Origin of the sequence: Roseivirga sp. UBA1976, assembly GCF_002336325.1 — a bacterium.
GTDB lineage: Bacteria > Bacteroidota > Bacteroidia > Cytophagales > Cyclobacteriaceae > Roseivirga > Roseivirga thermotolerans.
The window spans coordinates 6,393-20,803 of sequence record NZ_DDDQ01000036.1; the positions used below are offsets into that span (position 1 = coordinate 6,393).

The 14,411-nt window shown below is 43.7% G+C and carries 9 protein-coding genes; 4 read left to right on the forward strand and 5 right to left on the reverse strand.

Features of this window, described 5'->3' with window-relative positions; genetic code table 11:
• From B3763_RS03255 to B3763_RS03270, 4 genes are all read right to left on the reverse strand, one after another.
• Window positions 1-1,742: sodium-translocating pyrophosphatase (locus tag B3763_RS03255; protein WP_286743618.1), on the reverse strand; the 1,742-nt coding region annotated here is incomplete at its 3' end.
• A 201-nt stretch (window positions 1,743-1,943) separates the two neighbouring features.
• The gene (locus B3763_RS03260) at window positions 1,944-2,642 is read right to left on the reverse strand and encodes an SDR family NAD(P)-dependent oxidoreductase (protein ID WP_286743621.1); all 699 of its coding nucleotides are present in this window, start codon (window positions 2,640-2,642) and stop codon (window positions 1,944-1,946) included.
• 2 nt (window positions 2,643-2,644) lie between these two features.
• Window positions 2,645-3,337, reverse strand: coding sequence for a GTP cyclohydrolase I FolE (folE, locus tag B3763_RS03265; RefSeq protein ID WP_286743624.1), 693 nt, complete (start codon window positions 3,335-3,337; stop codon window positions 2,645-2,647).
• On the reverse strand, window positions 3,300-3,707 hold the full coding sequence (locus B3763_RS03270) for a 6-pyruvoyl trahydropterin synthase family protein (RefSeq protein ID WP_189630791.1): 408 nt from the start codon (window positions 3,705-3,707) through the stop codon (window positions 3,300-3,302). Before B3763_RS03270 ends, folE begins: the two co-directional genes overlap by 38 nt.
• 126 nt (window positions 3,708-3,833) lie before the next feature.
• Here B3763_RS03270 and B3763_RS03275 point away from each other — a divergent pair, with 126 nt between their 5' ends.
• The 3 genes from B3763_RS03275 (at window position 3,834) to B3763_RS03285 (ending at window position 6,736) form a co-directional block, all read left to right on the forward strand.
• Window positions 3,834-5,291, forward strand: coding sequence for a phytoene desaturase family protein (locus tag B3763_RS03275; RefSeq protein ID WP_286743626.1), 1,458 nt, complete (start codon window positions 3,834-3,836; stop codon window positions 5,289-5,291).
• 174 nt (window positions 5,292-5,465) lie between these two features.
• A complete protein-coding gene (locus tag B3763_RS03280) occupies window positions 5,466-6,059 on the forward strand; it encodes a hypothetical protein (protein WP_286743628.1) in 594 nt (197 codons plus the stop codon).
• A 281-nt stretch (window positions 6,060-6,340) separates the two neighbouring features.
• Window positions 6,341-6,736: a hypothetical protein gene (locus B3763_RS03285; protein WP_189630794.1), complete on the forward strand. Its 396-nt coding sequence runs from the start codon at window positions 6,341-6,343 to the stop codon at window positions 6,734-6,736.
• A gap of 107 nt (window positions 6,737-6,843) precedes the next feature.
• Here the strand turns inward: B3763_RS03285 and B3763_RS03290 are convergent, their stop codons facing one another.
• Window positions 6,844-10,776, reverse strand: a complete 3,933-nt coding sequence (locus tag B3763_RS03290; protein WP_286743630.1) for a hybrid sensor histidine kinase/response regulator transcription factor — start codon at window positions 10,774-10,776, stop codon at window positions 6,844-6,846.
• A gap of 264 nt (window positions 10,777-11,040) precedes the next feature.
• Here B3763_RS03290 and B3763_RS03295 point away from each other — a divergent pair.
• A partial coding sequence (locus B3763_RS03295; protein WP_286743632.1) for an Ig-like domain-containing protein occupies window positions 11,041-14,411 on the forward strand: 3,371 nt, incomplete at its 3' end.

A 14,411-nucleotide genomic window follows, 5' to 3' on the forward strand; every position in this document is an offset into this window, starting at 1 on the left:
GGTTTGCCAGTACCTTCCATAATACCAGGAATTTCCTTGAACTGTCTTCTTACCTCTTTCACCATTTCCATGGCGGCTTTACCTACTGACTGCATAGCCAAAGCAGAGAAAATTACTGGAACCATACCACCAATAAACAGAGCAGCCAGTACATCGGCTTTGAAGATGTTAATTCCATCAATTCCTGTGAAGGTTACATAAGCCGCAAATAAGGCAAGTGCTGTCAAAGCAGCCGAAGCAATAGCAAATCCTTTACCAATAGCAGCGGTAGTATTTCCTACAGAATCGAGAATATCTGTTTTAGTTCTTACTTCATCCGGTAACTCGCTCATTTCGGCAATACCACCTGCATTATCGGCAATAGGACCGAAGGCATCGATAGCCAATTGCATGGCTGTAGTAGCCATCATGGCCGAAGCAGCAATACCTACACCGTAGAAACCTGCCAATTCGTAGGCACCCCAAATGGCTCCTGCAAACAGGAGAATAGGGGCAAAGGTAGATTTCATTCCGGTAGCCAGACCTGCAATAATGTTTGTAGCCGCTCCGGTAGATGAGTTTTGAATGATTGACATTACGGGCTTTTTGCCCAAACCTGTATAAAACTCTGTCATATAAGAGATAAGACCACCTACAATGAGGCCTACTACAACGGCTCCAAATACCCGGGTAGAAGTAATTTCTACAATGCCTTCGCCAAACAAAGACATTTGCATGGTGGCAGGGAGCAACAGGTCTATCAGGAACCAACAGGCAATGGCTGTTAGAACAATAGATCCCCAGTTACCTTTATTAAGAGCAGCCTGAACTTCGGCTTCTTTAGCGTTTTCGTTAGAGATTTTGATTACCAGTGTTCCCAGTATTGAGAAGATGATACCGGCTCCTGCAATCACTAATGGAAGAAGGATTGGACCAATTCCACCAAAAGCATCATCGATTGACCCCCCCATATCTCGAATTACATAGTTACCGAGAACCATAGAGGCTAACACGGTAGCCACATAAGAACCGAAAAGGTCGGCACCCATACCGGCTACATCACCTACGTTATCACCTACGTTGTCAGCAATAGTAGCAGGGTTTCTTGGATCGTCTTCAGGAATACCTGCTTCCACTTTACCTACAAGGTCAGCTCCAACATCGGCTGCTTTGGTGTAAATACCACCACCTACACGGGCAAAAAGGGCAATTGACTCAGCACCTAATGAGAAACCGGCAAGAGCTTCTAGCACCACAGTCATGTCTTGAGTGTTGGTCCACTCACCACCCATGAAATACTGGAAAAGAAGGATGAAAAGAATACTAAGACCAAACACTGCCAGTCCGGCAACGCCAAGTCCCATTACGGTACCACCGGTAAACGATACCTTTAATGCTTTCGATAAGCTTGTTCTGGCTGCTTGTGTGGTTCTAACGTTGGCTGCTGTGGCAATGCGCATACCAATGTTGCCGGCCCATCCTGAGAAAAAGGCACCAATAACAAAGGCCACCACAATGAACCAGTGGGTAGTTTCTACTACCTGCGAAATGACACCCAGAAGTACTCCGGCTATAACAACAAAAATGGCCAATACTCTGTATTCAGCGCTAAGAAATGCAAGAGCTCCCTCTCTAATGTGTTGAGCCAAGTCTTGCATTTTTTGGTCACCGGCATCTTGTTGGTTTACCCATCTCGCTTTGGCGATCATCACCAATAATCCGATCAAGCCCAGAACGGGCACTGCATAAATAAGATAAGACATAATTAGGTCCTTAGTTTTTAAGACGTGCAAAGATAGCAGATGAGGTCAGAAAACGAAAGAAGAATAAAGTGAATTGCCCCGTGTCGCCAGGGTTGAGTTCAACCTATTGATATTGAGTAATTTATTGCCGGTTTGGGGAAGTGCTACAAGTGGGGTGAAGGTTTTATGTTGTTTGAGTGTCATGAGTCTCCGCAGCATAGTTTAAGGTTTGAGACTACCAACGCCACCATCTATTCCTATCACTTGTCCGGTGATCCAGCTGCTTTTAGGACTTAGTAGAAACGAAGCCATTTCGGCCAAATCGTGGGTGGTTCCATAACGGCCTATGGGGTGTCTTTTATTGGAAGCTTCTTTTTTGTCATCTGTCGCAAGCAGCCGTTCGGCCAAAGGGGTAGCGGTTAAAGAGGGAGCCAATACATTCACTCTAATGTGTTGCGAACTCCACTCCGCAGCCAACGATTTGCCTAAACCTTCTACCGCGGCTTTGGCCGATGCAATAGACGAGTGAAAATTCATGCCCAACTTAGAAGCCACGGTGCTAAAGAGTACTACCGATGCAGATTCTGATTTCTTTAGGCTTTTAAAGGCGGCCTGAAGCGTTTTTACTGCCCCAAGAAAGTTTACTTCCATGTCCTTTTGAAAGTCGGCAATGGTTAGTCTCTGAAATGGCCTGAGGTTAATGGAGCCAGGGCAATAGACCAAGCCGTCCAGAGTTTCTGGCAAGAAGGAAAAGTCAGGTTCAGCTGTGGTTACATCCAGAGTATAGTGCTTTACATCTTCCAACTCAGGGTTATTTCGGGAAGCTGAAATTACGCTGACTCCTTGTTTTATTAACAGTTGAGCTAAGCTTTTGCCAATGCCCGAACTGGCCCCCACAATGAGAACGGTCTTTCCTGTCATGCCTATTTTTTGTGATGAATGTATCCGAGAAACTCGTTGCGGGTACTTTCTTCTTTGAATCTACCGTGAAACTGAGCCGTAACCGTGCTGCTGTTTACATCTTTAACCCCTCTGGAAGAAACACAAAGGTGCTCGGCATCGATTACAACGGCAACGTCTTCAGTACCCAAGATTTCTTTGAGTTCGTTGGCAATTTGAACGGTAAGTCGCTCCTGAACCTGTGGTCTTTTGGCATAGTAATCTACAATTCGGTTGATTTTGCTCAGGCCGATGACCTGACCGTTGGAAATGTAGGCTACATGGGCCTTACCAATAATAGGCACAAAGTGATGCTCACAGTTGGAGTAAAAGGTAATATCCTTTTCTACCAGCATCTCATCATACTTATATTTATTATCAAACAAGGCGACTTTGGGCTTGTTTGCAGGGTTTAATCCACTAAATATTTCTTTGATGTACATTTTGGCCACCCTGCGCGGTGTGCCGGAAAGGCTGTCGTCCGTAAGGTCGAGCCCCATTATTTCCATAATCTCCCTGAACTTGTCTTCAATGAGATTCATCTTCAGTTCATCATCCATATCAAAGGCATCGGCCTTGAGTGGCGTATCGTAAGAAGTGCCAATGTGCTCATCTCCAATTTCCTCAATGGTGAGTCCGTTAAGCTGGGTATTCAACGAAGTTGCGTTCTGTCTCATATAGGGTTATTTTCAAATCGAGCGAAGGCTCAATTTTGGTTCTAAGAATGTTGTAAATGACTACTGCAATATTTTCGGCAGTAGGGTTTAGGTGTTTAAATTCCTCTACATCCAGATTAAGATTTTTATGGTCGAAGCGTTCGAGCACATTTTCTTTAATCAGGTCGCTTAGTACTTTCATGTCGTACACATAGCCCGTTTCGGGATTGGGCTCGCCAGTTACTTTCACAATCAACTCATAGTTGTGACCGTGATAGTACTCATTGTTGCACTTGCCAAAGATTTCCTGATTTTGCTCTTTAGACCATTCGGGGTTGTGCAATCGGTGGGCAGCATTGAAATGCTCCTTTCTAAAAACCGCTACTTTCATTAATGATTAATTATACTGAGTAAGAAGTTTGCTTACTACTTTTCTTTATCGACTACCCAACATTAGGTGCTACATTATTGTTCAAGGATTTGAAAAATAAATTCAACAAAGCTTAAGCTTCTGACATTGAACACAACAGATGTACTGGTAGTCGGTTCGGGCATGGGGGCCTTAACCTCCGCTGCCTTACTTGCAAATAAAGGATTAAAAGTTCGGATTATCGAACAAAATTGGCAACCAGGTGGCTGCACATCTTCATATTGGCGTAAAGGATACGTTTTTGAAACCGGGGCTACCACCCTGGTAGGACTGGGAGAGGGCATGCCTTTGCAATATGTCATAGACAAAACAGGTATTGAGCTACCCCTAAGAAAATTGGGTTTACCCATGCAAGTTTGGCTAAATGGGGGAATACGCGTGAACCGCTATGAGGCTTTAGAGGAGTGGATAACAGAGGCTGAGCGAGTTTTTGGTAAAAGTGGTCAACGAGCCTTTTGGACAGAATGCTTCAAGGTGAGCCAATTTGTTTGGCAAAATTCGCTCAGGCAGCTTTCTTTTCCACCCACACGCTTTATTGATGTATTGGCTTCCTTAAAACATTTTTCTTTTAGCCAGTTAGCCCATTTGCCCTATGCCTTTCTTTCGGTAGAAGCCGTTCTGAAGAAACATAGTTTACTGGAAAATAAGCCATTTGTAGATTTTGTGAATGAGCAACTACTCATCACAGCTCAAAACCATATGGAGCAGGTAAACTTTCTCTTTGGGGCGGCTGCGCTCTGCTATACCAACTATTCTAACTATTATGTTGATGGTGGCCTGTTGAACCTGGTGCTTCCATTAGTAAAGTATGTGGAAGACCATGGAGGACAAATTGTCTATCGGGAAAAGGTAGAGAGTGTCAGTCGTACGCCTACGGGCTACCGGGTGCAAACAAATAAGGGAGTATATGAGACCGAGTATTTAATTTCCGGCATTCCCGTTAACAATACGCAAAAGCTATTCTCGCGTGGTTCAATTGCTTTGAAAACTAAGGCCACCATGATGTCCGAGCAGCTCAACAGTGCTTTCCAAATGGGTATCGGGTTTGTTCCTCACCGGCATTTCGAGAGTATTCATCATCAGATTCATTTGTCTGAACCACTGCCGGAAACCGGGTCTGCCTCTATTTTTGTGAGTCTTAACCATCCGCAAGATACCGACCGAACCGATGTAAGTGGTGAAAGGGTTATGTCGGTCAGTACCCATTTGCCCAATCCTCAACATCGCCTGATTGATAACTCAGTTGTAGAGAAAGCGATAATTAAGGTATTGATAAAGCACGATTTTTTTAAGCCTGAAAACCTAAAGGTTTATCATAGTTCGGGGCCAAAGTCCTGGCAAAAATGGACGGGGCGTCAATGGGGTTTTGTGGGAGGCTATCCTCAATACCTGAACATAAAACCCTGGCAAATGCTCGACTGTCGGATTGATGGATATAAGTCCTATCAGGTGGGAGATACGGTGTACCCCGGCCAGGGTATTCCGGGGGTGACTCTTTCGGGCATTATAGCAATGGAAAAATTGAGATTGGACTGGAAGGTTTAGTCCTAAAATGCACTTTCTGACAACTCCTTTTCGAATTGTGACAATTCGTGACATTCGTTTACCCCTTCATGACAAACCCACTTTCTGTTCCGCGTTCATTTGAGTAAGAATTCGCTGAATCATGTTTCTGGCGAAGACTTATGAAGAAAAATCAAAACTCAAAAAGCAACAACAATGAAAAATCAATTCACAAAAATCGTGGCCGGCATAGTATTGCTAACCAGCGGATTCATGGCTCAGGCCAGCAAAACTGAAAGAGAAATTTACATTAAGCGAGAAGCTTCAAAATCGGTGGTTCTTCAAATGAAAAATGTTACCGAAGGAACCAAGGTTTCTATATGGAACAGATCGGGCGATTTGCTTTTTAGCGATCGGGTGACCGGAGAAAGCTATTCCAAAGTGTTCGACCTAAAGCACCTGCAAAAAGGAGAATTGCTTTTGGAAGTAGAAAATGAGTCGTCATTGGAGGTGCTTCCTATTGAAGTAACAGAAGAAAGTGCCACCCTAAAGCGAAATGAGGAAAAAGTGTATGTGAAACCGGTGGTAAGACTTACCCATAATGAATTAAAGGTCTTCCTGGGAGAGAATAAGAATGGGTTTGAGATGAAAATGACCGATCAGTTTAACGACCTGGTATATAAGCATCACCTGAATGGTTCAGAAGGAGGGATGAAACGCTACGATGTTTCGAAACTGTCTTCAGGCAAATATAATATTCAGTTTACTGCAGACGGCAGAAGCTTTTATCATACAATCATCATTAAGTAAAAGTGCAATCTTACTTAATTGGAGAAATGACCCCGGCAGATGGCTGGGGTTTTTTATTTGCGGACGACCTGATTTACAAAATGTTACAGTGTATTGTTCTCGCAACACAAGTGTTCGCAAGTGTACAAACTTTGAGGTTAATGACTGTTAATAAAAATGGTAAGTGATTGATTTACAGGTGTGTGTGTTTTGTGGCACAAGGCTTGGATAAGAACTGGCACGGTGCTTTGGTCGGCACCTTCCGAATAGTCGGAAACTCGAAATAAAAACAACAAAAGGTCATGAACTCAATAGTATTAAACAACTGGAACACCATGAAAAGAAGACTGATCTTAGTGATCGGCATCATGGTTGCGATAGGCGCTACGGTTTTCGCTCATACTAGAGAAGAGGCGAAATTGACAAGGGAAGAAGCCCACGAATTAATAGGTATCATAAAGAAAGAGTTAAATGTGGAGGCCTATGAGCCCAACCTGATTTTTCTTGAAGATGGTACCATGGAAGAGGTAGAACCCATGCGAATAATTAAGATTTATGATGCGCACGATGTATTGCTTTTAGAAGCTCCAATTACCAAGCTTCGACAGTATAAGAACAAGCATTTGAGAAAGCTTCTAAATGCCAGTGATTATCTAACTGAATATGGCAATACGCGCTACTATCGCTTAGATATCTAGTCTAAGGTTAGAAACTCAATAACAGGCTAATTCCTGTACAGAACCTGCCCGCTGGGGCAGGTTCTTTTGTTTCTAACCTAAGTAGCGGGACTTTTATGAATATAGACTCAGAGGTACTCGCTGGGAAGTTTGCCAAACCTCTCCTTGAAGAGTTTAGAGAAATATTTAAAAGAGGTGAAGCCAATTTCCTGCGCCACGGAAGCTATACTCTTGCACTTGCCTTCTTCCAGCATTCTTCTGGCCATTTGAAGGCGTATTTCTTTCAGGTATACGTTGGGTGAATACCCTGTGAGTTTCTTAATTCTTCGGAAGAGAGTTCGCTCGCTCATACCCATTTTTTCGGCCAACATACCAATGCTAAAGTTCACGGTGTTAATGTGCTGTTCGGTGAGTTGGCGCAACTGCCTTAACCAGACATCGTTGTCAGATAGGTCTAACTGTAAATCCTGAATTTCTTCTTCTCCTTTTTCCGCCATCTTTTTTTGGTAGGCAGCTTTGAGTTGGTTTTTTATTCTTGCCCTAAGTTCATCGAGCGAGAAGGGTTTGGTCAGGTAATCATCTACACCAATTCTAAAAGCCTCAATTTTATCTCTTTCTGCAGTTCGGGCCGTAAGAAAAATAACCGGTATATTTTTGGTTTTATCTTCTGCTTTTAATCTCTCGAGAAGCTCAAGACCATCCATTTCCGGCATCATCATGTCAGAAATTATGAGGTGTATCTCATGCGTTTCTTTTTGTAAAAGAGAGAGCGCCTCATGGCCATTGTTTGCCGCAATCACCTCAAACTGATCTTGTAAGTTGCTGCTTACAAAAGAACGGATATCCTCGTTATCGTCCACTAAAAGCACGGTGTAGCGAATGTGAGGTAAGTAGGGGTGGTCAGTTGGTTCGCTGACAGGGGCTGTGCTTGTGGGCATAGATGCTGTTATGCTGGCTTTAGGAAGCGTAAGGGTAAAAGTACTGCCTACCCCCGGCTCGCTTTCTACCGAAAGGTCACCATTCATGGCCTGAGCCAATTCGTTGCTGAGGGCAAGCCCAATGCCTGTTCCTCCTTCGGCCTTTTTATTGGGGTCTTTGGTCTGAAAAAAACGGTCGAAAATATAAGGTAGGTCTTCCTGGCTAATACCGGTTCCGGAATCTTTTACTTCCAGTACCAAATCGCCCGACTTGTGGTATGCTATAAGTTCAACTTGTCCTTGTCTAGGTGTATGTCTTAGAGCATTGGAAAGTAAGTTGTTTAGTATTTTCTCCGTCATGTTTCGATCTACCACCCAGGTTGGTTCATTGTTTATCTGCGACTCAAAACTTAATTCTATTCCATTAGCCTGGGCTTTTGGCTGAAAATTTTCGACCAGTACCTTTAGAAAAGCTTCAATATCTACGCGAGAGTAGCGCGGTTGTGCAACACCATTCTCTAGCCGTGTGAGATCTAATATTTCGTTGACAAGTGTCTTTACCGATTCGGCATTTCTTCTGGCCAGGGCCAAATCTTTTTTCAGGTCCTGCTCCAGTTCATTGTTTTTCAGTGTTTTTTCCAAGGGAGCCAGCACCAGGCTCAAAGGTGTTTTTAATTCGTGCGAAATATTGGCAAAGAAATTAGACTTTAACTGATCGAGGCTTTTTAGTTCTTCGGCCTGTTTTCTTATTTCCTGGGTAGCTTCATTGATTTTGGTTTCAAGCTCTTTTTGCCGTTGTAGCAGCTTTTTTTCGCGAATTCGTTGCAGTATCAACACGCAAACTACGACCAGACCTATGAGAAGAAGGAAAAACCACCATTGAAGGTATATGGGTTTTAGCACCCGTAGCCTAAAGGCTTTTTGCGATGTAAAAACTCCATTGGGTGCTTGCCCTCGCAGTAGCAACTGATAGTTTCCATAAGGCAGGCGGTTAATTCTTACCTCGGGTTTATCTACGAAAGTCCAGTCATTATCCAGCCCCTCAATTTTATAAGAGAATGACCTGAATTGATTGCCGAGGTAGTCTAGCAGGCTAAACTGTAACTCCAGCCCCAAATCGGAAGGGTGTAGGACAATTTCATCTAGTGAGGAGAGGTCTCGTTGATAGCTTTCATAGCTTCCGTCACTTGCCTTTTGAATGCGCAGGTTAGTAAGTAAAACACCGGAGTGTGTGCTTTCATGCAGCGGAAAGTCGGAAGGGTTCACTTCGGTAACTCCATTTAGACTGCCAAAAAACAAGCGGCCATCGGGAGCCTGAGCATGAGAAGTTCTGTTGAATTCATTGTGAATGAGCCCATCGCCTGTTTGAAAAATTTGCACTGAACCATCCGGGTTGATCAGGTTAATCCCTTTGTTGGTGGGAGCCCACAACCGATTGAGAGAGTCTTTGTAAACGGCATAACAGATGTTGTCTGAGAGCCCATTACTGGTGTTCCATTTGGCATCCACCGTTTTTTGGGTTGTGTGGTAGCGCATCAGGCCGCTTTGGGTAGCCAGATACAATCCGGTATCATCAAACGAGTTAATGTCTAGCACGGCCAGGTCTCCTGAATGCACACTTTGTAAGCGAGCTTTTTCTACAATGCCCTTTGCCGGGTGGAGACGGTAGAGCCCTTTTTCACTGGCTATCCACAGGGTGGTGTCGTTGGTTTGGTGAATATCGTAAACAGCTGATGTCTTTAGCTCAATAAAGTTGTTATAGTCATTGAAGGGTAAATAGGTGCCGGCTCCTTTTTCTACTTTAGAAAGTCCTGCGTTCTGTCCGATCCAAAGGTCGCCCGAGCTATGCTCGTGCATAACCCAATTCATATAGAGCTTGTCCTGCTGGGCACTGTCTATCTGCGGAAAAATAGTACCGTAGGTATTGGTTCGGGGTTCAAAATAGTTGATTCTGCCCCCTTCATTTGAGAAAAGGATTTTGCCTTCAGAGTTCTTTAAAATGGACAACTGTCGGAGGCCTAGTAAATCGGCAATGTCCAGTTTACCCGGTTTACTCAAAAACCTACGGTAGTTGCCAGTTTTTGGGTTGAGGATAAAAGAGCCTCCCAGGCTACTCACAAAAATGGTTGTATCGTTTTCGATATGAATTCCGCGAGCTCCTACGCCCAATTCCCCGTAAGTAATGATGTTGGTTAAGTGATTTTTAAATCGGTACTTCTCAAGAGCAAAGACATGTACCAATTCGTTGAATTGTGTCCATCCGTTGCCCAGGCGATCCCAGTAATATTGTGGCGGGAATTTATAAAAGTGAGGGTCTGGTACAAAACGGGCAATTTCTTTCAAATCGGTATTAAAAACCACCATATCACCGGTCACATGATCGGAGGTGAGTATATGGTCTTTGTAGGGGTTTATGGACAAGAATACATATCGGTTCCACGGCCTATTTCCCCCCAAATTCCACGGTTCGTTATTGCGAAATTTTCTGGATCTGTCCAGGTCATCAAAGCTTACTTTTTGTCGGTAATAGATATTGCTTTGGCTATCTACTCCCTCCAGTATAAAGAGCTCATTCGGAGGCAGATCGAAATCTCGCTTTACCCGGCCTTTGGCACCTATTAGCTTTAAGCTTTCGCCAGTATAAATCCATAGCCCTTCGATTGCGGGCATCGATTCCCGTATGGGTATTGTGCTAAAATGAACCTCTTCAAGTAGTTTGCTCTGCCCATACCTGAGCACCCGATGAGCTGTAACCAGCCAAACGGCAGGTTCGGCCATATTGCCAATAACCAGTTGCACGGGCTCACCTTTCAGAGCGGTGGTGTCTATCTCTTCCCACCACCAGCTGCTTTTTTTAAGAATGGGGTCGAACAGTTGTATGTTGTAAGTTTCTCCCAGCTCTCCCAGCCATATCTTTCCATCGGGGCCTTCAGAAATAGATACAAAACTATTAGACTGGAGTTGACCAGAGTTGACATCGTAATGTTCAAAGCGATGTCCGTCATATCGATCTAAGCCCAAGCCTCCGGTCATCCACATTATGCCTTGCGAATCCATAAAAAAGGAGTTGGTGCTGCGGCTGCTCAGCCCCTCTTCCACGCCAATGGAGCGTTGGCTAAACCGATAGCCTTGGTTTTGTCCCAAGGAAATCTTGCAAACCAATAGCAACACGGACAGGCCAATGAGGTGTCTGAAAATATGGATTCTTAAGGTATTCAGGTCTAGTTGAGTTGGTCGGTAAATCTTAGGCTAAGATGCGATACATAATTCACATATAAAACTGGATTCTATGAATTAAAGGAAGGTTTTGGCCGAATTTTGTCCTCTGGTTGGCCGGATTTTACCCCTTGTATATAAAGCGTGCAGGTTGCCCGAAAGTAGCTTTGTGTTACAAAAAAAGGTATCTCTATGAAAGCGGTGTATTGCAAGTTAAGGCTGGCGCTCCTAATTCTGTTTATATGTTCAATCAGTAAAGGGCTGGTTGCCCAAAACCCGATTATCATTAGTAACTCCTATGTTATGGAGGTAGAGGGTGGAATTGAAGTGCAGGCTTTTGGAGTGTTTTTAGCCAATCCTATAAGTGTGACTATTGGTGGCTGCGACTGTGTGCCGGTTCCCGGTAAATTCAATAATCCAAACTTTATTACCTGCTTTGTCAGTCAGTCTTGTGGAGATGTTTCCGGTCAAATGACCGTGGTTACTCCAACCGGTCAAGGAACTAACGGACCTATATTCACTTTAGACTTTCCTGAAGTAATAAGATCTATGCCTTATATGGTGGTAGATGAAGAAACTGTTCCGGATAGTCTCATTCATCAGATAAGAATAAAGGCCCTGGGCGATGAAGAAAACCTGAGAATAGAACGGGGGTATTTTGAGTGGTCTGTTGCCACACCACTTCCCAGTCCTCTGCCCACTACCAGATTTTCGAGTCGGAGTACCAATAACGAATCCAGTCAGGTGCCTTTTGATTATACCGATGAGCAGTTCCAGTCAGCCATGGATGAAATAGAGTATCATGTAAGGGTAGACAGCACACTTTTAGACGATGTCACAGCCGATGGTATTTCCAAAAAACGCAAAAGAACGTACTTTACCCTTGCCGCAGAATTCCCAACGACTCAATACCCAGGGTACTTTGGTCTTGGCCTAACCTGGGGAGAAAATATAGATAATCTATCTCATTCGCCCACTATGACGGTCGATGCCGATTTTGATGTGGTGGCCTCCGGAGAGGTATATTCCATGAATCTGTATTCGGCTAATTTCTATGAAGTGTTTGGGCTAGAGCACGAGCAATCCTATGAGCAAACAGGGCTACTTAAATACCTTCCCAATTTTCTCTTTACCATGGATCAGATCAATGGACCTTTTCCTACGGCTCATTTTGCTAATATCTCTTTTCACAACCCGGGAGGAGTTACGGACTATCTCGAAGGAAGAACTCTTGAAATTGCTACCCCGCAGGTATATAAAAAGTATATGGGTACCACTGTGGTAGACGAGACCATTTCGTCCAATTTCTACCTGAAAAACCTTACTGACTCTATTTTGGACTATGAGTCTATAGAAGTTGTCTTTAGCGGAGATGATGCTTCTAGCTTCTCTGTAACACAACAACCGGCAACCGATGTGGCAGTAGGAGCACAGTCCTTGTTTACTGTATCCTTTACACCCACTAGTTCAGAACCGAGACAAGAAGCTACGCTCACCATCAATACGGATGATAAGAGTTATTACTCGTTTCCGATAATTGGCTTTGTGGCACCAGATGTAACGGTAGAAATTACAAGCAGCCTTTCGCCCAGCACCCAAGAGGCAACCATACCCATTCAAATTCAATTTTCGGAAGAAGTAACGGGTTTTGAGGCTTCAGACTTAGTCGTTGTAAATGCGAGTGTTTCCGATTTCGCCACCCAAGACAATGTCACTTTTACAGCTAACCTTACACCCATTGCCGAAGGAGATATTACAGTAAATGTGCCTGAAGCTTCGGCCGTAAACCAGTCGAATTTTTCGAATAAAGCCGCCAGTGAATTTAGCATTAAGTATGATCTCACGGCCCCGGAGGTTACCACTGTAACCCTGGAAGATAGCCCGGCTAAAGATGCCCAGGAGATTACCTACAAGGTAATGTTCTCCGAAGCCGTTCAAAACATTACGCTAGACGATTTTCAGGTAGATCTAATTGAAGGTTTTGCAGAGGGAATTGTTACTCAGGCCGAAAAAGTGAACGAAACTGAGGTTTTGGTAAAAGTTACAGTCATTGGCTCGCTATACAATAAAGCCGATCAGGTAATCCGACTAGGAATTAGCCAGGATCATAACATAGCCGATTTGGCCGGTCACCGACTTCTGGATTTTGACCCAACACAGATACCAACCCATACTACAAACCTTACGGAAGACGAAACCAGCGGAACACTTAACTTAATTCTTGAAGATGACGATGTACCAAGCGTTAGCCCCTTTAGACTGAATACCCTTTCTCTTTCTGTCTTAATTCCCAACTTGGGCCAGTACTACCCGCACGGAAATCCGGTAAAATTGGTGGCAGAGTTAGACAGCCTTAGTCCAAACATTAGCTACTACACGGGTAACGAAAATCTGGTATATGAAAGCGAACTAAAGCTGAGTGTTTATGTGCTGAATACAGATACCGATGCCTTTGAAAAAGCAGTTGACATTTCAGGTACAGTGAATATTACTGCCGGAGCTGATGATGTAGCACTTGATAGTCTAGAATATATTATGAGTTCTATAAAATTCAACAACTTAAAGACTTCGAACTCTACTATTGGCAATATCAACACCATTTTACTCGGCTTTAAGCTCAACCTGGCTTCTAACGGCCTTGTAGATGCTATTAATGAGCGCTGGCGAAAACTCCGTTATCCATTTAGTCCTATAAGGGTCAATGAGGTGAAATACAAGGAAGATGATTCTGAGGAGATAGAGTTCATTGAGCTCTACGATGGCGGTTTGGGAAATGTGACTATTAAGAATATGCACGTTGATATCTCCAATAGATCAGGCTCTTTTAATTTTCAAATACCTATGACCACCAACGATGAGGGATATTATGTACTAGGGTCTAGTAATACACCTAATGCTTCAAGTACAGCGCTAGACTCCTTAAATTTTTATGGTGGCACTATTTATTTTTGGACTCGTCAGTTTAAAGATTACTATAATTTTCATATAGACAAGCTGGAGAATATGTTTCAGGTGGAGTTGGGCGAACAATATAGTTATGGTCGCTTTCCACAAAATGTGGCCACCACAAGAAACAACAACTCAGGGTTTTATTACGGCCTACCCACTCCCGGTAAACCCAATACCATCTTTCTGGTGCCTGACACACTTAAGCTGAGTGAGAATTCTACCACCTTAGATATCGATGCTTTTGGGGGCGATGCCAGCGATAGAGAAGCAGGCGTAACCTATACCATTACAGGAGGAGCTGACCAGTCCCTCTTCAATATAGATGAATCGACCGGAGTGTTAAGCTTTTTAGCCGCACCTGATTTTGAAAATCCAACCGACAGTGATTCAGATAATGAGTATCTGGTAGAAGTAACCGCCAGTAGGGCAGCTCCTATAAATGACAGTGATGTCAGGCTGTTCAAAGTGGAAGTGCTTGATGTAGATGAAATAGCTCCTTCTCTTACTATAACCAGTAGTGTCAATGAATTTACTAATCGTGAATTCACTGCCACTTTCACTTTCAGTGAAGATGTTTCAGGATTTGAGCTGGAAGATATTTCTGTAACCAACGG

Coding starts and splice junctions, on each gene's coding strand:
- B3763_RS03285 (WP_189630794.1), top strand. CDS start 6,341: ATGAACTCAATAGTATTAAACAACTGGAACACCATGAAAAGAAGACTG.
- B3763_RS03270 (WP_189630791.1), bottom strand. CDS start 3,707: ATGAAAGTAGCGGTTTTTAGAAAGGAGCATTTCAATGCTGCCCACCGA.
- B3763_RS03280 (WP_286743628.1), top strand. CDS start 5,466: ATGAAAAATCAATTCACAAAAATCGTGGCCGGCATAGTATTGCTAACC.
- folE (WP_286743624.1), bottom strand. CDS start 3,337: ATGAGACAGAACGCAACTTCGTTGAATACCCAGCTTAACGGACTCACC.
- B3763_RS03260 (WP_286743621.1), bottom strand. CDS start 2,642: ATGACAGGAAAGACCGTTCTCATTGTGGGGGCCAGTTCGGGCATTGGC.